Origin of the sequence: Longispora fulva (assembly GCF_015751905.1) — a bacterium.
GTDB classification, from domain to species: domain Bacteria; phylum Actinomycetota; class Actinomycetes; order Mycobacteriales; family Micromonosporaceae; genus Longispora; species Longispora fulva.
On the sequence record NZ_JADOUF010000001.1, the window covers coordinates 5807618 to 5831892 of the forward strand.

The 24275-nt window shown below is 70.2% G+C and carries 22 protein-coding genes, 2 pseudogenes and 1 riboswitch; of the genes and pseudogenes, 12 read left to right on the plus strand and 12 right to left on the minus strand.

Annotated elements, in window-relative coordinates; genetic code table 11:
- Positions 1–21: 21 nt before the first annotated feature.
- Together IW245_RS26190 and IW245_RS26195 are read right to left on the minus strand one after the other, a co-directional pair.
- Positions 22–954: an HAAS signaling domain-containing protein gene (locus IW245_RS26190; RefSeq protein ID WP_203787501.1), complete on the minus strand. Its 933-nt coding sequence runs from the start codon at positions 952–954 to the stop codon at positions 22–24.
- Positions 954–1283 (minus strand): PadR family transcriptional regulator, encoded by a 330-nt coding sequence (locus IW245_RS26195; protein WP_197005817.1) that lies wholly within the window; start codon positions 1281–1283, stop codon positions 954–956. Before IW245_RS26195 ends, IW245_RS26190 begins: the two co-directional genes overlap by 1 nt.
- A 128-nt stretch (positions 1284–1411) precedes the next feature.
- On the opposite strand from IW245_RS26195, the gene IW245_RS26200 reads away from it, so the two are divergent.
- On the plus strand, positions 1412–1981 hold the full coding sequence (locus IW245_RS26200) for a winged helix-turn-helix domain-containing protein (protein WP_197005818.1): 570 nt from the start codon (positions 1412–1414) through the stop codon (positions 1979–1981).
- Positions 1965–2939 (plus strand): MBL fold metallo-hydrolase, encoded by a 975-nt coding sequence (locus IW245_RS26205; protein WP_197005819.1) that lies wholly within the window; start codon positions 1965–1967, stop codon positions 2937–2939. Before IW245_RS26200 ends, IW245_RS26205 begins: the two co-directional genes overlap by 17 nt.
- 146 nt (positions 2940–3085) lie before the next feature.
- On the opposite strand, the gene paaN is transcribed toward IW245_RS26205, so the two are convergent.
- From paaN to thrC, 5 genes are all read right to left on the minus strand, one after another.
- On the minus strand, positions 3086–4753 hold the full coding sequence (gene paaN / locus IW245_RS26210) for a phenylacetic acid degradation protein PaaN (protein WP_197005820.1): 1668 nt from the start codon (positions 4751–4753) through the stop codon (positions 3086–3088).
- A gap of 53 nt (positions 4754–4806) precedes the next feature.
- Entirely contained in the window at positions 4807–5451 is a 645-nt protein-coding gene (locus tag IW245_RS26215) for a DUF8814 domain-containing protein (protein ID WP_197005821.1), read from the minus strand.
- A gap of 113 nt (positions 5452–5564) precedes the next feature.
- Positions 5565–6584: a GNAT family N-acetyltransferase gene (locus IW245_RS26220; RefSeq protein WP_197005822.1), complete on the minus strand. Its 1020-nt coding sequence runs from the start codon at positions 6582–6584 to the stop codon at positions 5565–5567.
- Between the two features lie 41 nt (positions 6585–6625).
- Positions 6626–7612, minus strand: coding sequence for a GNAT family N-acetyltransferase (locus IW245_RS26225; protein WP_197005823.1), 987 nt, complete (start codon positions 7610–7612; stop codon positions 6626–6628).
- Positions 7613–8000: 388 nt separating this feature from the next.
- Positions 8001–9257, minus strand: coding sequence for a threonine synthase (thrC, locus tag IW245_RS26230; RefSeq protein ID WP_231398943.1), 1257 nt, complete (start codon positions 9255–9257; stop codon positions 8001–8003).
- Positions 9258–9268: 11 nt separating this feature from the next.
- Positions 9269–9383: riboswitch (SAM riboswitch) on the minus strand.
- A gap of 121 nt (positions 9384–9504) precedes the next feature.
- On the opposite strand from thrC, the gene IW245_RS26235 reads away from it, so the two are divergent.
- From IW245_RS26235 to IW245_RS26250, 4 genes are all read left to right on the plus strand, one after another.
- On the plus strand, positions 9505–10356 hold the full coding sequence (locus IW245_RS26235) for a helix-turn-helix domain-containing protein (RefSeq protein WP_231398945.1): 852 nt from the start codon (positions 9505–9507) through the stop codon (positions 10354–10356).
- Positions 10356–10556, plus strand: a complete 201-nt coding sequence (locus IW245_RS26240) for a DUF397 domain-containing protein (protein WP_197005826.1) — start codon at positions 10356–10358, stop codon at positions 10554–10556. Before IW245_RS26235 ends, IW245_RS26240 begins: the two co-directional genes overlap by 1 nt.
- Positions 10557–10682: 126 nt before the next feature.
- The gene (locus tag IW245_RS26245) at positions 10683–11531 is read left to right on the plus strand and encodes a helix-turn-helix domain-containing protein (protein WP_197005827.1); all 849 of its coding nucleotides are present in this window, start codon (positions 10683–10685) and stop codon (positions 11529–11531) included.
- Between the two features lie 101 nt (positions 11532–11632).
- The gene (locus IW245_RS26250) at positions 11633–11944 is read left to right on the plus strand and encodes a hypothetical protein (protein ID WP_197005828.1); all 312 of its coding nucleotides are present in this window, start codon (positions 11633–11635) and stop codon (positions 11942–11944) included.
- On the opposite strand, the gene IW245_RS26255 is transcribed toward IW245_RS26250, so the two are convergent.
- Complete coding sequence (locus IW245_RS26255) at positions 11934–12467, minus strand: PadR family transcriptional regulator (RefSeq protein WP_197005829.1); 534 nt, start codon at positions 12465–12467, stop codon at positions 11934–11936. The genes IW245_RS26250 and IW245_RS26255 overlap by 11 nt on opposite strands.
- A 170-nt stretch (positions 12468–12637) precedes the next feature.
- Here IW245_RS26255 and IW245_RS26260 point away from each other — a divergent pair, with 170 nt between their 5' ends.
- Complete coding sequence (locus IW245_RS26260) at positions 12638–13285, plus strand: lipocalin-like domain-containing protein (protein ID WP_197005830.1); 648 nt, start codon at positions 12638–12640, stop codon at positions 13283–13285.
- Positions 13282–14091: pseudogene (locus IW245_RS40970) on the plus strand (trypsin-like peptidase domain-containing protein); the annotation flags it as partial. The gene IW245_RS26260 and the pseudogene IW245_RS40970, both read left to right, overlap by 4 nt.
- A 417-nt stretch (positions 14092–14508) precedes the next feature.
- Here IW245_RS40970 and IW245_RS26265 read toward each other — a convergent pair.
- Together IW245_RS26265 and IW245_RS26270 are read right to left on the minus strand one after the other, a co-directional pair.
- Complete coding sequence (locus IW245_RS26265; RefSeq protein WP_197005831.1) at positions 14509–15381, minus strand: ABC transporter permease; 873 nt, start codon at positions 15379–15381, stop codon at positions 14509–14511.
- Positions 15382–15411: 30 nt separating this feature from the next.
- Positions 15412–17901: an alpha/beta fold hydrolase gene (locus IW245_RS26270; RefSeq protein WP_197005832.1), complete on the minus strand. Its 2490-nt coding sequence runs from the start codon at positions 17899–17901 to the stop codon at positions 15412–15414.
- A 196-nt stretch (positions 17902–18097) separates the two neighbouring features.
- Here IW245_RS26270 and IW245_RS40975 point away from each other — a divergent pair, with 196 nt between their 5' ends.
- From IW245_RS40975 to IW245_RS26285, 3 genes are all read left to right on the plus strand, one after another.
- Positions 18098–18247, plus strand: coding sequence for a hypothetical protein (locus IW245_RS40975; RefSeq protein ID WP_231398947.1), 150 nt, complete (start codon positions 18098–18100; stop codon positions 18245–18247).
- Positions 18244–19479 (plus strand): metal-dependent hydrolase family protein, encoded by a 1236-nt coding sequence (locus tag IW245_RS26280; RefSeq protein WP_197005834.1) that lies wholly within the window; start codon positions 18244–18246, stop codon positions 19477–19479. Before IW245_RS40975 ends, IW245_RS26280 begins: the two co-directional genes overlap by 4 nt.
- Before the next feature lie 189 nt (positions 19480–19668).
- Positions 19669–21768, plus strand: coding sequence for an AAA family ATPase (locus IW245_RS26285; protein ID WP_197005835.1), 2100 nt, complete (start codon positions 19669–19671; stop codon positions 21766–21768).
- A gap of 196 nt (positions 21769–21964) precedes the next feature.
- Here IW245_RS26285 and IW245_RS26290 read toward each other — a convergent pair.
- A pseudogene (locus IW245_RS26290) lies at positions 21965–22186 on the minus strand (DUF3263 domain-containing protein); the annotation flags it as partial.
- Positions 22187–22439: 253 nt separating this feature from the next.
- Between IW245_RS26290 and IW245_RS26295 the strand changes: the two are divergent.
- Positions 22440–23048, plus strand: a complete 609-nt coding sequence (locus IW245_RS26295; RefSeq protein ID WP_197005837.1) for an RICIN domain-containing protein — start codon at positions 22440–22442, stop codon at positions 23046–23048.
- Between the two features lie 293 nt (positions 23049–23341).
- On the opposite strand, the gene IW245_RS26300 is transcribed toward IW245_RS26295, so the two are convergent.
- Entirely contained in the window at positions 23342–24127 is a 786-nt protein-coding gene (locus IW245_RS26300; protein WP_197005838.1) for a DeoR/GlpR family DNA-binding transcription regulator, read from the minus strand.
- Positions 24128–24275 lie beyond the last annotated feature (148 nt).

The window sequence follows — 24275 nt, forward strand, 5'->3', positions numbered from 1 at the left end:
CGACCCCGCGCACCGGTGGAGTCAGGGCACCGCCGACGGGCTGGGGCTCGCGGCCGGGGTCGGGCTGGCGGCCGGAGTCGGGACGGCGGTCGGGCTCGCCGAGGGTCCGGCCCCCGGGGTCCGCTGTGGGCGCCTGATCGGGCCGGGACCGTTGTGGTCCGACGGGCACAGCGGGTAGACCCACTGCGTCGGCTCGCCGTACGTCGGCGGGCGGTTACCACAGCTCCACGGGTGGCCGAGCTGGATGACGTCGCCGTTCTGGTCGTAGAGCCGGACGTCCTTCAGCGGGTTGCCGTCGGCGTCGTAGGCGACCACGTCGTTCACGCCCTGCCACCGGTCGTAGACGCTGACTCCCCGGTCGCCCTCGCTGCCCTGGATGACGAAGACCAGTCCGGTGAACGCGAGCGGCACGGTGCCCAGGATCAGCAGCCACCGGAACCAGCCGGTCACCGACCGGGTCCGCCGGCCGAGCCAGATCGAGAACGCGACGCACCCGACCAGCACGACCACCGCCACCAAGGGGTGGTTGTCGGTGAACGGCAGCAGACCGGTGGAGCGCCCGGACACCACCAGCATCACCCAGCACGCGACGATCCAGCCCCGGAAGACCCACCAGGCGGGCCGCAGGGCGACCAGAAGATCCACCATTCGGGGGTACCCGACCACCCGCCCCAGCCGCACGTCCATCCGTCGGCCGAAGGCGACGACCCGCTGCCAGTCCGGGGTGGAGGTGGACTTCGGGGCCGGTTCGAGCCCGGCCGCCGCGCGCAACTCCGCCGCGTACTCCGCCGGGCCGCCCAGCCGCTCGGCCAGCGTCCCGCTGTGCTCGGCCTCGATGTCGGCCAGGTGCGCCGGGAGGTCCTCCATCAGCTCGTCGCGGACCTCCGACGGCAGGTCGGCCAGCGCCGAGCGCACCCCCGCCAGATACGCCTCACTCTGGTTCGTCGTGGTCATCACGCGGCCGCCCTCCCGTCGAGCAGGCTGTTCATGGTTGTGGCGAACCCGCGCCACACCGTGCTCGCGTCCGTGAGCTGGGTGCGGCCGGCGGGGTTGAGCGCGTAGTACTTGCGGTGCGGGCCCTCCTCGGAGGGGACCACGTACGTGGTCAGGTAGCCGGCGGTGAACAGCCGGCGCAGGGTGCCGTAGACGGAGGCGTCGCCGACCTCGTCCAGCCCGGACGCCCGCAGTCTGCGGAGGATGTCGTACCCGTAGCCGTCCTCTTCGCGGAGCACCGCGAGGACGGCCAGGTCGAGCACTCCTTTGAGAAGCTGGGTGGTATCCACGCATCGGAGAGTACTGCGCACAGCGAAGTACCGTCAAGACGGCACTACCCCTGGCCGCGCTGTACCCGGGTCCGGCAGAAGCCAAAGAAGTCCTTGACATCTCCAGATGCCAAAGTATTCTTTGGGATATGGAGATCCGAGACCCCCGGGCGATCAAGGCGCTGGCGCACCCGCTGCGCCTCGACCTGCTGGAGCTGCTGGGAGCCAGCGGCCCGGCGACCGCGGCGCACTGCGCCCGGGTGCTGGGCGTCCCGCAGGCCAACTGCTCCTTCCACCTCCGGCAGCTCGCCCGCTTCGGCTTCGTCGAGGACGCCGGGCACGGCCAGGACCGCCGGGAGCGCCAGTGGCGGGTGGCCGCCCAACGCCCGACCCTGCGGATCGGCACCGGCGCGGACGCCGTGGTCCGCCAGGAGGTCGAGCGGCTCGTCATCGAACGCGAGACCCGGGCCATCCTCGACCACCTGGAACGGCGGGACACCGAACCCGCCGACTGGCAGGAGGCGGCCGGCATGATGGCAGCGATCGCCGTCCTGACCGCCGAGGAGGTCGGCGACCTCAAGGAGCAGTGGATGACCCTGCTCGAGCCCTACCTGCGGCGGGACCCGCCCCCGTCCGCCCGCCACGTCCGCTACTTCATGGCCGCGACCCCGCTGCCCGACCAGACTCGAGAGGAAACCGAACATGTCCGCGAAGACTGAGTCCCTGATCGACCTCCGCGACCCGCGCCCCGTCGCTGGCGACCTCGACGTCCGTGGCCCGCGCCCCGTCCCGGGCGACCTGGACGTCCGGTGGATCCACGGCGCGCCGGGCGAGCCGCCGCTCCAGGCCCACCACTACGCGGAGCACACCGTCATCCTCCGGCAGGGCAAGGCGGTCAACTACGAGGCGCCGTTCCTCTACCTGCTGTTCGGCGAGGAGCGCGCCCTGCTGCTCGACACCGGCGCGACCGAGGACCCGGCGGCCTTCCCGCTCCGCGCCACGGTCGACCGCCTGGTAGCCGAGTGGTTGGAGCGCCACCCCCGCGCCGGCTACCAGCTGGTCGTCGCGCACACCCACGGCCACCACGACCACGTGGCCGCCGACCCGCAGTTCGCCGACCGGCCCGACACCACCGTGGTGCCCCGGGACGCCGAGGCCGTCCGCGCCTTCTTCGGCTTCGAGGAGTGGCCGAACGGGACGGCGACCCTGGACCTGGGCGGCCGGGTGCTCGAGATCCTCGGCACGCCGGGCCACCACGAGGCGTCGATCACGGTGTACGACCCCTGGACCGGCATCCTGCTCACCGGCGACACGGTGCTCCCCGGCCGGGTGTTCGTCTTCGACCCGGCCGGGTTCCGGGCCAGCCTCGACCGGCTGCTCGCCTTCGCCGAACACCGCACCGTGACCCACGTGCTCGGCTGCCACGTCGAGCTGACCACCCGACGGGGCCGGCTCTACCCGATCGGGGCCGGCTACCAGCCACGGGAGCGCGCTCTGGCGATGACGCTCGGGCAGGTGGCGGCGCTGCGGGACGCCGCGGCGGCGATCACCGGCAAGCGGGGCGTGTTCCGGCACCCGGACTTCGTGATCTACCAGGAGCCGCAGCGCCGGCACCTGGTGGGGCTGCTGGTCCGCGGCCGGGCGTACCAGCTGCGGGCACGGCTCGGCTGGCGATAGCCCCGGCCCGCACGACGGCCGCGGCGGGTGCGGTTCGGCTGGCGCTGGACGGCCGCGGGCGGGTGCTCGTTGGCCGCGACCGCGCCGAGCGGTGGAGACACGGCGGGCGGGCACCCCGTGAGGTACCCGCCCGACGATCGGAACTGTCAGCTGTGCCGGCGGGACTGCACGATCCGGAACCGGTTGGACACGTAGGCCCCGTCGGTCAGGGCCGAGTTGGCCGCCCGGTTCGCGCCGCTGGCGTGGAAGTCCGAGTAGGCCGCGGACTGGTTGACGAACACGCCGCCGGTCAGGTTGATCGACAGGTGCACGCCGACCTCGATCGACGCCTCCTCGACGACCCGGAGCACGTCCTCGTCGGTGGAGTAGACCCCGGCGGTGAGCGCGCCCTTGGCCTCGACGGTCTTCGCGAACAGGTCCACGCTCTCCGTCGTGCCGCCGGTGGCGATCAGGAACGAGATCGGGCCGAACCACTCGGTGCCGTAGGTGTCCTCGTCGGCCGCGTCCAGCTTGACGATCAGCGGGGTGCGGACCACGGCGTCCGGGAAGTCCGGGTGGGTGTGCGCGACGGAGTCGAGCACGACCTCGCCGACCTTGCGGGCCAGGTCGAGCCGGCCGATGACGCCGTCGTTGACGATCGCGCCGATCAGCTCCACGGCCCGGGCCGGGTCACCGGTCAGCTTGGCCGTGGCGCCCGCGATCCCGGCGGCGACCTCGTCGAAGGTCTTCACGCCGTCCGGGGTGGAGATGCCGTCGCGCGGGATGTAGATGTTCTGCGAGGTGGTGCACATCTGCCCCGAGTACAGCGACAGCGTGAACGCGATGTTGCGGCACATCCCGGCGAAGTCGTCGGTCGAGTCGATGATGATCGTGTTGACACCGGCCTTCTCGGTGTACACGACGGCCTGGGTGGCGTTCGCCTCCAGCCAGTCGCCGTACTCCGTCGAGCCGGTGAAGTCCACGATCTTCACCTCGGGCCGGGTGGCCAGCACGGAGGCCAGCTTCTCGCCCGGGGCCTCGGGGGCCAGCTGGACCAGGTTCGGGTCGAACCCGGCCTCGGCCAGCACCTCGCGCGCGACCCGGACCGTGATCGCCAGCGGGGCGATGGCGCGCGGGTGCGGCTTGACGATCACCGGGTTGCCGGTGACCAGGGAGGCGAACAGGCCCGGGTAGGAGTTCCACGTCGGGAAGGTGTTGCAGCCGACGACGAGGGCCAGCCCACGCGGTACCACGTGGAAGGTCTTCGTCATCCGCAGCGGGTCACCCTTGCCGGCCGGCTTCTCCCACTCGGCGGTGGCCGGGTGCCGGGTCATCTCGGCGTACGCGTAGGCGACGGCCTCCAGCGCCCGGTCGAACGCGTGCGCCGTGCCGGCCTGGAACGCCATCACGAACGCCTGGCCCGTGGTGAACTGCACGGCGTTGGCCAGCTCGAACGTGTTCTTCGCGAGCCGGTCGAGGATCTCCAGGGTGACGCCGGCCCGGGCCTGCGGGGTGGCGGCGCGCCACGCGGGCAGCGCCTCCTGGCCCCGGGAGATCAGGGTGTCGACGTCGAGGTGCGGGTAGCGAATACCCAGGTCAACCCCGAAGGGGCTGGTCTCCGTCGCGACCCGCTCGGTGCCTTCGAGCGGAAAGTCCCCGTTGTGGTACGCCTCGAAGGCAGCCTTGCCGTCCGCGGCGGCCGTCTCGCCCCACACCCGGGGGCTGGGCGATTCGGGGTAGGCCGACCAGTAGCCCCGCTCCCGGATCGCGGTGAGCGCGGCGTCGAGTTTGTCGCTGTGTGTGGCGAAGAGGTCCGCAGTCATGCCCACCATCATGCACCGGCTATGACAACATTCGGCAATCTGATCACCAACGTGTCATGCGTGGCTCAGCACGGCGGGGGTTCGACCTCGTCGGTGACGTAGGCGTGCGTGACGTACTGGCCGCCGAACAGCTTGTCCCACCGGTCGGTGGAGCTGATCCACTCCCCCTGGGTCTGGCACTCGACCGGCAGCACCGCGTACGGGGCGGCGTAGCCCACCACCCGGTAGTCCGTGCCCGGCCCCGAGCGCAGGTTGATCAGGCCCTGGGCCTGGCCTGCGCCCGGCGACACCCCGCTCCACAGGAACGTCACGGTCACCCAGGCGTTGGTGTCGAGCTGCAGTCCGTCCCAGAACGTCCCGTCGGCGAGGTCGAGCCCCGCCGGGTTGTCGACCGTCCGGCCGAACTCGTCCTTCTTGCCGTTGTAGTCGTCGTACCATGCGGCCTGGGCCTGGGGCACGCCGCGCGGCAGGTCGCCCCACTCCTGACGGTCGGGGTCCCAGTAGTCGTCGTGGGTGTTCCAGGGCCCGACGTCCCAGACCGGCGCGTACTCGCACCGGCCGCCGTCGGCGCACACCTGCACCGTGCGGTCGCCGCTCCCCTTGGCCGACAGCCCGCGGCGGGACGGCAGGGAGACGAAGTGGTCCCGGGAGGTGATCACGTGGCCGTTGGCCGTGTTCTTGCCGACGAGGCCCTCGCGGGTCGCGTACACCCGGGCTTGGAAAGGAGGGTCGTCGACCGCGTAAGCAGGGGTTGGGGCGACCGTAATCACCCCAACCAACACACTAGCTATCTTCACCCACATAAAAGAACATTAGGCGGCTTCTACAACTCCTGTTGCCAGTTCACCCAGGTATCCGCCCAACGGAACCCCATCCGCTCGTTAATCACGATCATGTAGGCGTTGTCGGCGGCGTTGGAGGTGTCGATCGCGCGGAGCTGCGGATACGTCGCCCGGTAGAAGGCCAGGTTCTCCAGCTTCACGATCGTGCCCAGCCGGTGGCCCCGGTGCGCGGAACTCGCGATGGTGTTGTGCTGCCAGGCGTGCCACTCGTCGCCCTGGTCGCTGGCCAGCGCCGAGTACGCCGCGAGCGTGTCCGACTCCCGGTGCACCAGCCCGACCGCGAAGTGGAGGTGCCCCCGGGCGTGCGCGACCTCCTCGCCGGCCCGGACCCGGTCGGCGTCGATCTTCTCCTCCTCGAACGCCAGGTCGCCGATCGGGGACTCCATCATGACCCGGCTGTCGAGGTAGGCCAGGTCCGCCGCGTACCGCTCCGGCACCCGGTCCCGCCAGGTCACCAGCTCGTAGCCCTCGGCGTGCGTCCACGCCTCGGCCAGCTGCCTGGCCAGCTCCTCCTCGGAGACGACGCCGGACACCCAACGCCGGTGCGCCTCGTCGAGCACCCGACGGAAGCCCATCTTCGCCGCGAACGCCATCCCGGGGCCGTGCGGACTGTCCGCCTCGGTACCGGGCAACGCCTGTGTCGCGTCGGTCTGGAGGTTCTTGCGATGGTGGAACCGGGCGCGCTCGACGGCCTTCCCGTAGAGCGCGCGGCCGATACCCCGGCGGCGGTGCGCGGGCGGCACCGTGAAGTCGACCCCGATGTTGTCCAGGTTGTCGAGGGTCGGCATGTGGATCTGGAGCGACCCGACCGGCTCGCCGCCGTCCACCGCGAGCCAGAACTCGTTGGCCTCGCCGGGCCACGGATTTCGGAGCCGACCGGTATCGCGTTCGAGGGTGGGGGCGGGGAACTCCGCGCGGTCGTGGGCGGCGGCCGCCGCGTGCACCTGGTGCCAGGCCGCCACCGCCGCGTCGTCGCGCACATCGATCTGGTTGATATCCATACCCGCCAGACTGACCGCCCCGACCCGACGCCGCGACTGAATTACGCCAACTCCTGCTTGTACTCCACCGTCGACTCCCTGGCCCGGAATCCCACCGCCTCGTTGATCGCGATCATGTGCCGGTTCTCCTCGGCGTTCCACGTGTCCAGGACGCGCAGCCCCGGCACCTCCGCCCGGACGAACGCCAGGTTCGCCAGCTTCACGATCGTGCCCAGCCGGTGGCCCCGGTGCTCGGGAGCCGCGATCGTCATCCACTGCCAGCCATGCCAGTCAACCCCATGATCAAAGGCAATCGTCGTGTACGCGACCAGCCGCCCCCCGTGCAGCGCCCCGGTGTTGAACCGCCGCCTCTTGCGCACCTCGAGCGCCACGTCCTTGGCCCGGAGCAGGGCGACGTCGACGTCCTCCTGCTCGACCGGGATGTCGCCCATCGGCATGTCGATCAGCATCCGGCCCTCGAGGTAGACCGCGTCGGCGATCAGCCCGTCCGGCACGCCGTCCCGCCAGGTGACCAGCTCGTAGCCCTCGGCGTGTTTCCACGACTCGGCGAGCAGCGCGTCGAGGGCTGCGTCGGGCACCGTACCGGCCTCCCAGCGGCGGCGCACCTCGTTCATCGCCCACGTCGCGCCCATCGCCTCGGCGAACGCGTGCCCAGGCCCCTCGCCCCGACAGCCGCCGATCATGGTGGTCCGGCCGTTCGCCCCGGCGCGCTCGACGGCCTTGGCGTGCAGGGCGCGGCCGATGCCCCGGCGGCGGTGGTCCCGCGACACCCAGATCTCGACCTCCACCAGGGCGAGGTTGTCCCGGGTCGGCATGTCGACCACGAGGCCGCCCACGATCCGGCCGTCCTCGACCGCGATCCACTTCTCGGTGGCGGTCCCCGGCCACGGGTCGTCGATCGCGTCGACCCACTGTTCCCGGCACCGGTCCGGCAGGTCCGGGGTCTGGTCCTGGTGGATCTGGTTCAGCGCCGCGTAGTGCTCCTCGACCAGGGTCCGGTCGGAGGTGTCCAGCTCGATGATGTCCATGCCTGCCACCTTGACCGTCGGGCGCGGAGACCGCGACCGATTTAGCCAGGTGGATCAAGGACAAAAAGGAACCGCCCCCGAATCCTCGGGGGCGCTCCACGTTGGTCGGGAGAACGCTCGCTTGAGCAGCACCGCCAAGCTGCGGCACCGCTGCACCGATCGAGATCGGAGCACATCATCGAAACAGGTTTCGATGGTGGTTACGGCGTCCTCCCGCAGAGAAAATACTCTGCCTCTACCACCCGGCCGTCAAGCAGCCAAGTTATAGTTATCGATCGTTAAGCTCACGGTACGCGACGACGCGCCCGGGGACACCGGGCGACTCGCCAACCCACCAGCACACATTACGCAGCGCCGCGACTACTCTGGGTAACTTATGTGACCTATGTCACAACAACCCAGCCTCGCGGGCGGCCCGCAACGAAGGCTTCACCCGGTGCGTCGGTCCGACCCGGTCGGCCACGGCGTCCAAAGTCTTCAGTCCCTCGCCGGTGTTGTAGACCACTGTCTCAGCAGTCGGGTCCAGCCGGCCACTCTCAACGAGCTTCTTCAGCACGGCCACGGTCACGCCACCGGCGGTTTCCGCGAACACGCCGGTGGTCCGCGCCAACAACTCGATGCCGTCGCGGATCTCGTCGTCGGTCACCGAGTCCATCCACCCCCCGGTCCGGCGCACCGACTCCAGCGCGAACGGGCCAGCGGCCGGGTCCCCGATGTTCAACGACTTGGCGATACCGGTCGGCTTCACCGGGGTGATCTCGTCCTTGCCGTCGCGCAGGGCCGTCGCGATCGGGTCGCAGCCCTTCGACTGCGCGCCGAACACCTTCCACGAACTCTCGGCGACCAGTCCGATCTCGACCAGCTCCTCGAACGCCTTGTCGATCTTCGTCAGCAGCTCGCCCGACGCCATCGGCGCGACCACCTGGGCCGGGAGCCGCCAGCCCAGCTGCTCGGCCACCTCGTAGCCGAGGGTCTTGGAGCCCTCCGCGTAGTAAGGACGGACGTTGACGTTGACGAACGCGGTGTCCTCGAACGCGTCGGTCTCCGTCAGCTCGCCGCACAGCCGGTTCACGTCGTCGTAGGAGCCCTCGATCGCGACCAGCTCGCCGCCGTACACGGCCGTGGTGATGATCTTGCCCTGCTCGAGGTCGGACGGGATGAACACGATGCTCGGCACCCCGGCGCGGGCCGCGTGCGCCGCCACCGAGTTGGCCAGGTTACCCGTCGACGCGCACGCGAAACGGGTGAAACCCAGCTCCTTCGCCGCCGTCAACGCCACCGACACCACCCGGTCCTTGAACGAGTGCGTCGGGTTCGCCGAGTCGTCCTTCACCCACAGCGTGCCGGTCATGCCCAGCTCGGCCGCGAGCCTGTCCGCCCTGATCAGCGGAGTCAGACCGGGGTCGAGGGTCACCCGGGAGGCCGGGTCCTGGCCGGCGGGGAGCAGCGGCGCGTACCGCCAGATGTTCTGCGGGCCCGCCTCGATCTGCTCGCGGGTGACCTTGTTCAACGCCGCCTGGTCGTAACCGACCTCCAGCGGGCCGAAGCACTCGAAACAGGCGTGTTGAGCGATCAGCGGGTACTCCTGGCCGCAGGCACGACAGACCAGACAGCGGGCGGGAGAGTTGGTGGCAGACAGCGCCATAGCGCGATTCCTTCCCATCTTTCCCGGAATCGATCTTCGATCCGGGCCGGATTTGGCACCTAACCCACACGTGTGGCGGTTGCCGGAGCGTCAACGGGCCGTTCCCTCGGCTCCTCTGGATGAGGTATTCAGTTGTGCCCAGCATTCTATGGGCTTTTTCCACCACCCGACACGTGAGCCACACCACGCTCGTTGAACCCTCCGATCGGGGACAAGGAGGTCCGAAATGGCAGTAGGGCACAGCCCAATGGTGCGTCGGAGCAGGCTGGGGGCTGAGTTACGCAAGCTCCGCCGGGACAAGCAACTGACCATCGCGAACGTGGCAGCACTCGTCGGCTGGCAGGCCTCGGAGCTCAGCAGGCTGGAGAACGGCAAGCTCCGACCGGACCTGTCCGTAGTCATGGACATACTCGACGCGCTGGAGGTGATCGGCGGGCAGCGGGAGATCCTGATCTCCATGGCCCGGGACGCCAACCAGCGCGGATGGTGGAAGGCGATGGTGGGGCCGATGTTCGAGCGGTACCGCCAGATCGCCGAGATCGAAGCAGGCGCCACCGACATCCGGCAGATCACTCTGCTCTTCGTGCCCGGACTCCTCCAGACAGAGGAGTACACCCGGGCCAGGCTGTCGCACTACCCGAGCTTCGCCGACCCGGCGGCGCTGCAGACAGCGATCCACGGCAGGCTCACCCGCCAGAAGCTGCTGGACAACGAGGAAACGAAGTATTCGGTGATCATGGACGAGGGAGTCCTTCATCGCCGGACCTGCGCACCACCGATCCTGACCGACCAGTTCCGCCATCTGGTCAAGATCGCGACACGACCGAACATCAGTATCCGGGTACTCCCCTTCGGTGCCGACATCTATGAGCGGACACCGGCGGCATCCGCCTTCACGCTGTTCCGGTATGCGAGCCCCGACGATCCGCAGGTCGGATTCGTCGAGACCAACACCGTGGACCTGGTGCTCAGCGACGCTGAGGACCTGGCCCGGATGGAGGGCATCTTCCAGGAGTTCTGGGCAGCCACGCTCAACGCCGAGGATTCGAGCAGGATGCTCGAAGAGGCCGCTGAGCGGTTTCAGCGAGAAGGATCGTGATGACGACCGAATTCACCGCTTGGCGCAAGTCAACCCGGAGCTCCCCCTCTGGCGACTGCGTCGAAGTCTCACCGAGTGGCGATCAACAGCTCGTCGGAGTCCGGGACACAAAGGACCGTTCGGCCGGCATGCTCGTCTTTGTCGGCGCGGAGTGGTATGCATTCGTGGGCGGGGTCAAGGCTGGCTCCTTCGATCGCTGATCGGTTCCATCTGCACAACGAAAGTGTGGCCTCGGGGATCGCCCCGAGGCCACACGTATTTATTCCATGACCCGAATACCAGGAACGCGGAAGCCCGAAGCCTCGATAGAGCGCTAACGTCGAGGCATGTCGAAGTCAGCCGACCTCCACAGCAGGCGTCAAGATCTGGGCGTCGCCCTCCGAGAGCTTCGCGAGTCCACCAGCTTGAGCGGCAGCCGCCTCGCTGCTCGGCTCGGCGTCAGCCAGTCCAAGGTCTCGAAGATCGAGACCGGCCTGTGTAGACCTTCGATCGACGAGGTCGAAAGTATGCTGACGGTGCTGCAAGCGTCTCCTGAGACACGCGAGAGGATCCTCGCGATGGCGCAGATCGGACCACTGGTCTTCACCCACGCGAGGGCGATGCGACAGGCTGGCCTGGATCGCAATCAGCAGACGGTCGGAGTCAGGGAGCGCTCGGCGCAGGAATACAGGAGCTACTTCCCTGCCGCAATCGCCGGACTTCTACAAACGCCGGAATACATACGGGCAATGTTCAGCCTTCCGAATTCAGGAGGAGTCGATCCGCAGCGAATGATCGCCGCGCGACTGGAGCGGCAGCGCGTCCTCTTCGAGGGCGCACGCAGCTTTCAGTTCTTGGTCGGCGAGGCCGCACTACGCAACCGGGTGGGCCCCAGCGCAGTGATGGCGACCCAGATGGATCACCTCGTGTCTGCTTCCAGGCTCGCGAGCGTCAAGATGGGCATTCTTCCTTGGACCATCCGACTCCCACAGGCGCCGCTGCACAATTTCGTGATCTTCGACGAGCGGCTGGTGGTGATCGAAACCATGCACGGCGACCTCAAGGCGCGTGATCGCACGGACATCCTTCTGTATGTGGAGTTATTCGAGTCATTGAATCAGGTTGCGTTGCATGGGGAGGAGGCTCGGGAGTTCTTGCTGAAGGTCGCTGATGAGCATCGGGAGCTTCCGGACTGATCGGTGCGCGCCGGGTGAGGGACCGCCGTAACCGTCTGAAGTTTATGCTCTGACCCGCATCGATTCGGCTCCAGGCTGGGGCACGGTCATAGCGTTTGGGGATGACGACTACCGCTACCGCGCTCGGGACGCTGGACACCGTTTCCAACGGGCCTCGTGATGCCATCATCAGTCTCGCGCTCGACGGGATCGTGCACTGGATGACGCCCGGGGACAGTTACCGGTTCCATCATGACGGGCTGGACTGGCGGGTGACCGGTGGGCGGTTCCGCGGAGCGGCGTTGACCCGCGCGGGGCAGCCCGTACACCACCTGCCGATGGTGCACGGGGACGAGACGTTGAGCGTCGCGCACGCCTACACCGCCCAGATCGGACCCGACGGGTACTGGGAGCTGTGGCGGCTCAATCGGTGAGCAGCAGCTTCGGCAGGTCCTCGATCCAGCTCAGGACCATGCGCTCGTAGCGGATGGCGTATTCGCAGGTCACCAGCCGGTAGGGTTCGCCGGCCTCGGCCAGCGCCGCGCGTTCGGTCTCGTGGTGGGCGAGGCGGGCCGCGTGCACCTTGCGGTGCCGGTCGAGCAGCAGCTCCAGGTCCTCCGGGCCCAGGTGCTGGCCGAAGCCGATCCGGAGCAGCAGCTCCTCGCGGGGCTGCTGCGGATGCGGAGCGCCCACGAGCCAGGCCCCGAACGCCTCCCGCCCGGCGTCCGTGAGGTGGTACGGCACGCTCCCCCGCGGGCCGGTGTCCCCCGCCCCGACCAAACCCCGGCCGGCCAGCAGCGGCAACTCCCGGAAGATCTGGCTCCGCGTGATGCCCCAGAAGGGGCTGATGTCGGCCTCGGCCGCCCGCGCCAGTTCACCGGCGGTGGCCGATGTCAGGCGGTGCAGCAGTCCGAGGGTCGCGGCGGAGGTGGCGTTCAGGTCGCGCGGCTGCCTCATGGAACGCAATTGTCCGCTCAAACTACGAACTCCGGCTCGGAAAAAGGGTTAGCTGTCAGTTAAGACCGAACACACTGGGTGGTACGAGTGGATTTGTCGGTCCAGTTTCGACGGATGAGTGAGCAAGATCCACAGTAGAACTTGTCGTGCCCCGCTGGCACAATTCTGGCATGCGTAGCCGGTTCGGCGGGGCCATCCTCGCTTTGGCGCTCGTCAGTGTGCTGACCGGGGTAGCGGCCGCCGGGTTGGCCGTCTTCTCCGTCGTCGGGGTGGGGCTCGGCCCCGAGAGGTGCTGTCCGGCGGGCGGGCCACCGGCGCAGGCGGGCCCGCGGCCCACGGTCAGCCCGTCGGCCGCGCCGACCAGGGCGCCGGGGCTGCCGTTGTGCGTGGTCGGCTCGTGGCGGGTGGTCACGGAGACGGCGATCGTGAAGTTCTACTCCAACGCCGACCCGTTCCCGGCCAGCACCAGCGGCAAGGTCTACGAGTTCCGGGCCGACGGCACCGGCACGGAGAGCTACGACAACGTGACGTACACGGCGAACAGCGACGGGTCGACCCTGCGGCTGACGTCGAACGGGTCGGCGGAGTTCACGTGGACGGCGACGGGGGACACGGTGACATATCTGGCCCGGACGAGTACGACGCTGCGGCACCACTGGTCGGTGCCCGAAGGGGAGCTCGACTCGGAGAGCAAGCCACAGCCGGAGCTGAACGAGACGGATCATTACACGTGCGCTGGTGGGACGTTCGAGGAGAGCAACGCCACGGGCTACAAGTCGGTGTGGGCCCGCACACCCGGCTACGGGTTCTACGGATGAGGCGTGCCCTGGCCCTGATCGCGCTGGCTGGCCTGCTCGTGTTCGGGGGTGCGGTGCCGGCCTCCGCCGCGCCGCCCAGTGCCGAGGAGCGGGCCGCCGCCATCGCCCGGCCGGCCATCGTGATCGTGGAGATCCGCTGGCACGCGTGGGTCCGGGACACCCGGACGGGTGAGGTGTTCGGCGGCCGCGACGGGTATCGGATCGTGAGCTCGTGCACCGGGTTCGGGGTGCACGCAGACGGCCAGCTCGTCACGGCCGGGCACTGCGTGGACCCCGGGCCGGAAGGCATCGGCCGCGCTCTGTTCGGGATCGTCGCCAAGGAGCTGGCCGCCGTCGGCCGGGCCACGGACACCGACAAGGCCGTCGCCGCCCTGCTCGACCACGCCGTGACCGAGGGGCCGACGAAGGACAGCCCGATCAGCCGGCAGGTCGTCGTGCACCGCGGGGTGCGGATCGACGGCGGGACCGTCGACGACCAGCTGCCCGCCGAGGTCGTGCACGTCCTGCCGCACAGCCAGGGCGACGTCGCCGTGCTGAAGATCGAGCGCGGCAGGCTGCCGGCTCTGGAGGTGGTCGACGGCCGCGACCTGCCGGTCGGTACGCCGATCCTCGCCATCGGCTTCCCCGGTTCCGCCGACCGGATCAGTGACCCCACGCTGGAGCCGAGCGCCAAGGACGGCCGGATCAGCAACCGCCGCACGGTCGCCGGCATCCCGTTCTACGAGGTCAGCGCCGCCTCCACCGGCGGAATGAGCGGCGGGCCCGTGGTCGACCAGGAGGGCCGGGTGGTGGGCATCGTCAGCGCCGCGCCGGCCGGCGAGCCGCAGGCGTTCAACTTCATGGCCGCGTCCTCGCTGGTCGCCGGGGTGTTGCGGGGCAAGGAGATCCCGCACGGGCTCAGCGCGGTGGACCGCAACTACCAGGCCGGGCTCCGGCAGTACTTCGCCGGGCACAACAAGGCGGCGATCGGGTATTTCGACGCCGTACTCGCCGCGTCGCCGCAGCACCAGCAGGCGTGGGAGTACCGGCGGCTCGCCGGGGAGAGTCCCGGGAGCTCCGCCGTGCCGAACATCCTGATCGCGGTGTGCGCGCTTGTGGCGGTGGGGACGGGGGTGGCGGCCGGGTTCCTGTTCCTGTTGCGGAGGACCACCGGGGGCGTCGCGGTCGCCGGTGGCCCTGAGGTCAGGCCCGGGCCCGGATCCGGGGCCTGGCCTGGGGTCGGGTCAGCTCACCACGTCCTTGCGGAGGAAGCGCCACCAGCCCAGCGCCACGAACACCGTGACGTAGAGCAGGGAGGAGATCGTGCCCCGGATCATGTCCTCGGTCTGGACGGGGCTGGCCAGCAGGCCGAGCCAGCCGGTGTCGTAGTGCCCCGGCAGGTAGTTGCGCAGATCGCCGAGGGCGGTCACCGCGTCGAGGATGTTGGCGATGATCTGCAACAGCACCGCCCCGCCGACGGCGCCGAGCGGGGCGTCGGTGCTCACGGACAGCAGGAAGGCCAGGCCGGCGATCGGTAGCAGTTGGACCGCCAGGTAGCCGACGACGCCGAGGACCCGGCCGAAGCCCGTGCCGGCCGGCAGGACGCCGCCGAGCGGGGTGCCCAGGTCGTGCCAGCCGAAGAAGATCCAACCGCAGAGCATCGCGCTGCCGGCCAGCAGCAGGACGGCGATGGCGCAGTAGGACAGGGCGACGGACAGCTTGACGGCGAGCAGGCGCGAGCGGGGCACCGGGACGGCCAGCAGGTAGCGCAGGCTCCCCCAGCTGGCCTCGCTCGCGATCGTGTCCCCGCAGAACAGGGCCACGACCACGATCAGCAGGAACGTGGACGACACGAACAGCGCGAAGATCGTGAAGTTCAGCGCGCTGCCGGTCGCCAGGTCGACGAGGCTGCCGTAGGCGTTCTGCCGGCTGGGACCGCCGCCGCCCGGGTTGAGCTTGAACGCGCCCGCCAGGAGCAGTGGCAGCAGGGCCAGGAAGCCCAGGGCCAGCTTCGTCCGGCGGCGGGTGAGCTGGCGGCGGAACTCGACCCCGTAGCGGAGGGTGCGGCTCGCCAGCCAGCCTGCGGCGCGGCCGTCGGTCTCGATCGCGGTCGTCATCGGGCCACCTCGGTCCGTCGGGCCGACTTGTCAGTCGCGGTCATCTTCGGGGCCTCCTTCCACCAGGGCCAGGAACGCGTCCTCCAGGCGTCGGCCCGAGCTGGCCACCTCGGCCACCGGCCCCGACGCGACGAGCCGGCCGGCGTTGACGACGACCACGTGGGTGCAGGTCTGCTCGACCTCCGCGAGGAGGTGGCTGGAGACCAGCACCGCGCGGCCGTCGACGGCGTACTTCTTCAGCACCCGGCGCATCTCGGCGATCTGCGGCGGGTCGAGCCCGTCGGTCGGCTCGTCGAGGACCAGCAGCTCCGGCATGCCGAGCATGGCCTGCGCGATGGCGAGCCGCTGCTTCATGCCGTGCGAGTAGGTGCGGGCCTTGCGGTGGATGGACTTGCCCAGGTTGGCGATCTCCAGCACCTCGTCGAGGCGGGAGTCCTCGGCGGGGCGGCCGGTGGACTGCCAGTACAGCCGGAGGTTCTCCATGCCCGACAGGTGCGGGAGGAAACCGGGGCCCTCGACGAGCGCGCCCAGCCGGGACAGCACCGGGGCACCGGGGATGAGCTGGTGGCCGAAGACGAGCACCTCGCCGGCGCTCGGGCGGGTCAGGCCCATCAGGACGCGCAGGGAGGTGGTCTTGCCGGCGCCGTTCGGGCCGAGGAGGCCGACGACCTGGCCGCGTTGCACGGTGAGGCTGATGTCGCGGACTGCGACGTAGCCGCCCGCGTACTCCTTGCGGAGGCCCTTGATGACCAGCGGTGTGTCCGCGTACTCGGCGACGACCGCGCGGTCACGGCCCCGGTGCCGGGCGCGCGCGACCAGGATCGCGGCGAGGATGCCGAGCAGGATCAGGCCGACCAGGACGGCCAGCGCGATCAGCAGCGGGGTCTCCGCCGACGTGAGCGGGGTGCCGAGGGCGGTGGGCAGCGAGACGGCGTTGCCGACGGCCACGGTGTAGACGACGGGTTGCACCGGGCCCTGGTAGGACTGGTCGGATGTCGCGATCACCAAGCGGACCCGGTGCCCGACGTCGACCCGGGTGGAGATCGCCGGCAGGGTCACCTTGACCGGCTGGGCGGCGGAGACGTCGGCGGGCAGGCCGGAGAGCCGGACCGGGGCGACGAGTCCGTTGGGGAGGGACGCCTGGCCGTTGGGGCTGACGTCGTACAGCTTGGCGAACAGCACCGCCTCGCCGGTCGGGGACGCCACCCGCAGCTGCACGCTGGGCGTACCGACGACGTCGACGGCCTGGGTGAGGGGCGCCGACTCGAACGCCGCGTTCTGGCCGGGCATCTCGACGCTGGTCAGGCCGGTGCCGCCCAGGGCGAGACCCGGCAGCACCGAGATCGCCGACGGCACCCCGTTGGGCGGGCTGGCGATCCGCTGCTCGCGGCCGGTGAGGTCGACGGAACGCGGGGACGCGTCGAGCCCCGGGTACGTGTCCAGCTTGAACCCGGTCGTCGTCAGGCCGCGTTCCTGGGCGCTGACCCCGGTGACCCGGCTGTACGTGAACGAGGAGCCCGGCACGTCGCCCTTGTGCAGGAGATAGTGGTCGAGCCACTGCACGGTGAGGAACTTGACCCGGTCCTGGTCGCTGTTGGAGCCGGCCCCGCCGTCGTGCCCGCCGGAGAACCAGGCCAGGCGGACCGGCGCGCTGGTGATCGCCTTCGCGTTGGCCTCGGCCTCCGGCAGCGGGAACAGCGAGTCGGCCATGCCCTGGATCAGCAGGGTCGGGGCGGTGATCTGGCCGGCGACGGCGTTGGGGCTGACCGACCGGAGCAGGTTCACGGTGTCGGGCGTGGCCCGGCCGGTGGTCACGGTGTCCAGGAACGCCGCGCACACGTCGGCGGCGAACCGGCCGCACTGCGGATCCCCCGTGGCCCGGACCGGTCCGCCGAGGGAGAAACCCGAACCGGAGCCGAACAGAACGCCGACCCAGCCCTTTTTGAGCACGCCGTTCTCCGGCGGACCGCCCGAGCCGTCCGGCAGCAGGGACCGGGCCAGGTCGTTGTAGGTGATCTGCGGGACGATCGCGTCCACCCGCTTGTCGACGCCGGCCAGGTTGAGGGCCAGTGCCCCGCCGTACGAGCCGCCGACGACACCCAGCTTCGGGTCTCCGGCGGCGTCCAGCGCGACGGACTTCTGCCGCGCCGCCCAGTCGATCAGCGCCTGCGCGTCCTTGATCTCGTAGTCGCGGGCGTTGAGGTGGATCTCGCCGGACGAGCGGCCGAAGCCCCGGGCGGTCCAGGTCAACACGTTGTATCCGCGCCCGGCCAGTTCCTTCGCCGAATCAGCCACGGAGTTCTTCGAACCGCCGAAGCCGTGCGCGAGGAGGATGACGGGGGCCTTGCCGGAATCCTGGGCGTAGAAGGTGGTGTCCAGGACGACGCCGTTGACGGGGAGTTGTGCGTCGGTGGAGTGGTAGTCGGATTCGTTGTCCGAGAAATACCACCAGGAAAGGCCGCCCAGCAGGCCGATCACTACGGCGAGCGCCCACAGGCGGTGTCGACCGATCAAGCGCATGGAGCGACTGTACGCGGCGCGATGGCGTCGGCTAAAAAAATACGGTTAAATCTCCCCCATGCTTGGCCCTGACCTCCCCCCGCCCCATGAGCCGTTCAAGACGGACGCATTCGAAACGCGCTGGCCGACCGGTGCGACGAAATGTGAGCTCATCGATGGCGCTCTCATATTCTCCGGCGCGTTCGACGACCGCGACGTGCAGACGGCTTCCCGCGCGTACCCGGGCCGCCGGGTCCAACTCGGGCCGGACAACGGCGTCGAGGTGTATCCGGGCGGCAGTACCTGGACGATCTGGGACCAGTGGGGTGGCGTCGAGGCTGCGCGAGCGGCTATGAACAACGGATGACCCGGACCCTGATCCACGGCGGTGTCGTGTTCGACGGCACCGGCGCCGCCCCGTTCCCCGCCGACGTGGTCGTCGAAGGAGATACGATCGTGGACGTCGGCGTCGGTCTCGACGGTGACGTCGCCGTCGACGCGACCGGCCACACCCTGCTGCCCGGCTTCTTCGACTGCCACGTGCACGTGATGTTCTCCGGAGTGGACTACCTCAAGGGCCTGGCCCGGCCGTTCTCGCTGCCGTTCTACGAGTCGGTGCACAATCTGCGGGCCACTCTGGAATGTGGCATCACCTCGGTGCGCGACGCCGGCGGCGCCGACCTCGGGGTGAAGGAGGCCGTCCGGCGGGGCCTCGTCGCAGGGCCCCGGATGCAGATCTCCGTCAACGCGCTCAGCCAGACCGGCGGGCACGGCGACGGCTGGATGCCGTGCGGCTCCTCGGTGAAGCTGTTCCCGGCGCACCCGGGACGGCCGTCGGGGATCTGCGACGGGCCCGACGAGGCCCGGAAGAAGACCCGGGAGATGCTGCGCGCCGGGGCAGACGTTCTCAAGATCATGACTTCGGGAGGGGTACTGTCCCCCCGCGACGACCCGCGCCACGGCCACTTCCGCGACGCCGAGGTCGCCGTGATGGTCGAGGAGGCCACGGCGGCCGGCAAGTACGTCATGTCGCACGCCCAGGCCGCCGACGGCATCAAGGTGGCGCTGCGCAACGGGGTGCGCTCGGTGGAGCACGGCATCTACCTGGACGACGAGGGCGTCGAGCTGCTCCTGGAGCGCGGCGCCTGGCTGGTGCCGACGATGCTCGCGCCCCAGATGGTGCTGCGGATCGCCGCCGACGGCGGTGGACTGCTGCCAGAGGTGATCGAGAAGGCGCAGATGGTCGTCGGCCAGCACACGGCCGCAGTGGAGCGCGCGATCGCCGCCGGCGTGAGGATCGCGATGGGCACGGACTCCGGAGTCGGACCGCACGGCGACAACCTGGACGAGTTCCGGCTGCTGATCAAGGCGGGGATGACCCCGGCCGGAGCCCTGCACACCGGGACCGGGTCGGCGGCCGAGCTGCTCGGGGTCTCCGACACGCTCGGGACGGTCACGCCGGGGAAGAAGGCCGACCTTGTGCTGGTGGAGGGCGACGCGCTCGCGCACGCCGGGGCCAAGGGTGCGCTCAAGGAGGCCATCCGGGGCGTGTGGCTGGACGGGGCCCGGGTGGTGGAGAGGACCGGCGCGGCCCGGTGAGACGTCGGACCCGCGCCGCAGGGTGAGGGGTCGGACCGGCGCTGCCGGGTGAGGGACCACTCGTAACCGTCTGATCTGGGTTTGTGGGTTTGTGGCCCGGGTCGTTGTGCCTGGGGCAGGGCCCGGTGCGGGACCGGGGCGGTTCGGGCGCAGGCCCCGGGGCGTGCCCCGCCCGGCTAGTCTCGGGGCGTGACCGAAGCCCTGACGTTGACCGCCAGCCTGCGCCCCGCAGCCCTCGACGCCCGGCGCGGCATCGTCCGGCTGCACGCGGAGGTCCTCACGGCCCTGGGCCTGCGCCCGGGCGACCCGGTCCGCCTCGTCGGCCGGCGGGAGACGGCGGGCATCGCCGCGCTCGCCGAGCCCGACGCCGCCCGGGGCCTGCTGCACGCCGACGACCTGACGCTCGGCAACCTCGGCGCGCGCGACGGTTCCTCGGTGACGGTGTCCGCGCTGCCCGTCGAGGCCGCGCGGCGGATCACGGTCGCCGGCCAGCCGGAGATCATGGCCTCGGTCAGCCCGGAGATGCTCCGCCTGGCGCTGCTCGGCAAGGTCATCACCGTCGAGGACAACGTGTCGCTGCTGCCGCACGACATGGCGTCCGGCGCGCGGCAGAGCCTGGCCAACCGGGTCGGGCTCGCGTGGACCACGGTGCTGCTGACCGCCACGGGCATCGAGCCGGGGCCGACCGGGCTGGTCACGATGGACACCGTCGTCGGCTGGCGGGACGGGCACGCCACCCACTCGCCGTCCGCGCCGGAACCTGCCGGACCCGCCGCGGAGGAGATCGAACTCGCCGGGCTGCGCGGCCAGGCCCAGCAGCTGACCGAGCTGCTCGACCTGGGCCTGCACCACCGGGAGGTGCTCGACTCGCTCGGTACCGACGTGTCCCTCGGCGTGCTGATCACCGGCCCAGCGGGCTCCGGGAAGTCCACTCTGGTCAAAGCCGTCGCGCACTCGCTGCACGCCCGGGTCGACACGTTGTGGGGCCCCGAACTCGCCGCGATGCCCCCGAACGACGCCCTCACGGCGCTCCGCCGGTCCGACGGCATTCTGCTGGTGTCCGATGTGGACGCGTTGTCGGGCGGGCTGGCCACGGCGTTCCGGTCCCTGATCGCCGACCGGGTCGGACGCGGCCGGGCCGTCGTGTGCACCACGAGCCGCCCCGAGGACCTCGAACCGGGGCTGCGCGGGCCGGGCCTGCTCGAACACGAGATCTCCGTGCCGCTCCCCGACGCCGTCGGCCGGCGCGAGCTGCTCGAGGTGCTCACCCGGGGCGTCGCCCTCGCCGGCGACGTGACCCTGGACGACATCGCGGGCCGCACCCCCGGCTTCGTCGCCGCCGACCTGAGCGCGCTGACCCGGGAGGCCGGCGTCCGCGCGGCGCTACGGGTCCGGGGCGGGGCCGCGCCCAACGTCACCCAGGCCGACTTCGACGCGGCCCTCGAGGTGGTCCGGCCCAGCTCCATGGGCCAGTCGACCCTCGACCTCGGCCGGATCACCCTCGACGAGGTCGGCGACATGGCCGACGTCAAGCAGGTGCTGACGGAGAGCGTGCTGTGGCCGCTGACGTACCCGGACACGTTCGCCCGGCTCGGGGTCGACGCGCCCCGGGGCGTGCTGCTGTACGGGCCGCCCGGCTGCGGGAAGACGTTCCTGGTGAAGGCGATCGCCGGTACCGGGAAGGCCAATGTGCTGTCCGTCAAGGGCGCCGAGCTGCTGAACAAGTGGGTCGGCGAGAGCGAACGCGGGGTCCGCGAACTGTTCCGCCGGGCCCGCGACGCCGCCCCCACCCTGATCTTCCTCGACGAGGTCGACGCGCTCGCCCCGCAGCGGGGCCAGTCCACCGACGGCGGCACCACCGACCGGGTGGTCGCGGCGCTGCTCACCGAACTCGACGGCGTCGAGTCCCTGCGCAACGTGGTCGTGATCGGCGCGACCAACCGCCCGGACCTGATCGACCCGGCCCTGCTCCGCCCCGGCCGTCTCGAACGCCTCGTCTACGTCCCGCCGCCGGACGCCACGGCCCGGGAGGCGATCCTGCGCGCGTCCGCCCGCAACGTGCCGCTGGCCGACGACGTGGACCTCGCCGCGCTGGCGGAGGAGCTCGACGGGTTCTCGTCGGCGGACTGTGCCGCGCTGCTCCGGGAGGCCGCACTCGCGGCGATGCGGGAGTCCCTGGACGCGGCGACCGTGACGGCCGGGCATGTGGCGACGGCCCGGACGCGGGTGCGGCCGTCGTTGGATCCGGCACAGGTGGCGGCCCTGGCGGCCTACGCGGCGAGCCGCTAGCCGGCGGGTAGCGGGGCGGTGGGGCCGGGCGGCGGGGCGGCCGAAGAACCAGATCAAACCCATCATCCGATGACGGAGGAGTGTCCCCGCCATCCATCGGCCGGAGCCTCGCGGCTGACCGGCACCACCCGGCGATCGGCACCCCACCGACGGGGTCGGCCACCGGGCCTCTCCAGGTGCGGTGGCCGGGCAGTCCCTACCCCCGCGACCGACGCCGCGTGTCCCGGATCCGGCGCAGCCGCCCGACCAGGACCGGGTCGTGCACCAGGGCCGCCGGATTGTCGAGCAGCTCGTTGATCAACTGGTAGTACCGCGTCCCGGACAGGTCGAGCTGGTCGCGGATCGCCTGCTCCTTGGCTCCGGGGAACCGCCACCACTGGCGCTCGAAGTCGAGCAGCTCGCGCTCCCGGACGCTGAGCTCGGGCAGTTTCGCCTCGGGGCTGTGCGACGGAATGACCATCCCCCGACCCTAGCGAAGCCCCCGCCGCGAACGAAAGGCCAGTTTTTGCCATCCACAGGGTTATCCACAGGCCAACGGCGGATCGGCATTGATGTCCACCGACGTTCGGTTGCATGACAGACCCTTTTAGGACATGGATCACTATCTATTGGAGGCCCTCGGGGCACCTGCGAGGGTAAATCGGTCATGTTCAATCTTTTAAGGAGCTGGCATGAATTCGACATTCCGCAGAGCGGCGCTGGCCGTGCTCGGAATCCTCACGGTGCTCGGCCTGTCGGCCACGCCTGCGGCAGCGGAGGGCCGCCAGAGCACGGGCAGCCACGACCTGGTGATCCAGGGCCAGAGCCCGACCCGGCTCGCCGCCGGGCTGAGCGGCCCGGTCTACATCGTCAACAAGTGGACCGGTCGCTGCCTGGACGCCTGGTACAGCGACGGCGGGGGCAACGGCAACCGGGTCGGCCTGTGGGACTGCAACGGCGGCATCTCCGAGAAGTGGTACCTGTACAACAACGGCAGCTCCGGCCCCTACTGGCTGGAGATCATCAACGCCAGGACCGGCCGGTCCCTGGACTACCCGGCGTCCTCCGGCGGTGCCAACGGCTACCAGTATCTGACCTGGGACTACATGAACTCGACCGGCCAGCGCTACTGGCCGTACCTGCACACTGACACCAACGACTACGAGATATCCGTCGAGCTCGGCGGAGGGGCCAACGTGATGGACGCGTTCACCTCCGACGGCGGCGGCAACGGCAACCGGGTCGGCAACTGGTCGATCACGAACCACCCGGCGCAGCGCTGGACCTTCGTGGCCGCCTAGCCAGGCCAACGCCCGGGTCGCCGGTCGGCGCGGTCCAACCGCCCGGCACCCGGGTCCGCCGAGCGGCGCGACCCACCCGGGTCGGTTGATCGGCGGGGTACCCGAAGGAAAGGTCTTCGACCCCGGCGGCGGCACCCTCACGATCCCGGGCTCGGGCCGCCGGTCGGCCCCGGACAGCAGTGAGCCCGCGCGATGAGGGGGCCGCCTCGCCGCACGGGCTACGTCTACTCCAGATGATTACCCAGATCCGGACATGCGTCAACGCGCCGAAGCGTGTTCCGGTGACGAACCGGTCACACCTTGACGACCTTCAGCCCGGCCGCCTCGAACTCCGCTACGAGCCGCGGGTCGGCGTGCTGGTCGGTGACCAGGGTGTCCACCCGCTCGATGGGGCAGATCCGGGCGAAGGCGTGCTTACCCAGCTTGGAGCTGTCGGCGATGATGACGACCCGGCGGGCGCGCGCGGCCATCAGGTTGTTGATCGCCGCCTCGCCCTCGTGGTGCGCCGCCGCGCCGAGCTGGACGTCGACGGCGTTGACGCCGAGCAGGACCATGTCGAGGGTCAGCTCGCGGAGGATGCCGGTGGCCAGCGGGCCGACGAGTTCGTAGGACTGGGGGCGGACCACGCCGCCGGTCACCACGATCTTGATGTGGGAGCGGACGATCATCTCATTGGCGATGTTCAGCGCGTTGGTGACGATGGTCAGCCCCTGGCCGTCCACGCCGCCGGCCAGGTCGGCGCGGGTCGCCAGGGCCCGGGCGACCTCGGTGGTCGTGGTGCCGCCGTTGATCCCCACCACCATGCCGGGCGAGACCAGCGAGGCCGCGACCTGCCCGATCCGCTGCTTCTCACCGATGTTCTTGGCGGACTTGTACCGTAATGGCAGGTCGTACGACACTCCGTTGGCGACCGCCCCACCCCGGGTTCGGGTGATCATCTGTTGCTGGGCGAGCTGGTCGAAATCCCGCCGAATTGTGGCTTGCGACACAGTCAGGCGGTCAGCTGCGTCCTCAACACTGACACGTCCGGACTCCGCGAGGAGCTCCAGCAGCGCATTCCAGCGCGCGTACCGGTCCACGTGCGGCCCCTCTCCCAGTCAGCCCCAGTTGGGCTCGATCCCAGTGCTATGCATCCTACGGAGTTCCGTGCACAATGATTCTCCTGCACAATGATGCTCGAAACTAGGCCCTTACGTCGAGTTCCGTGCGCGAAATCGGATCATAAGC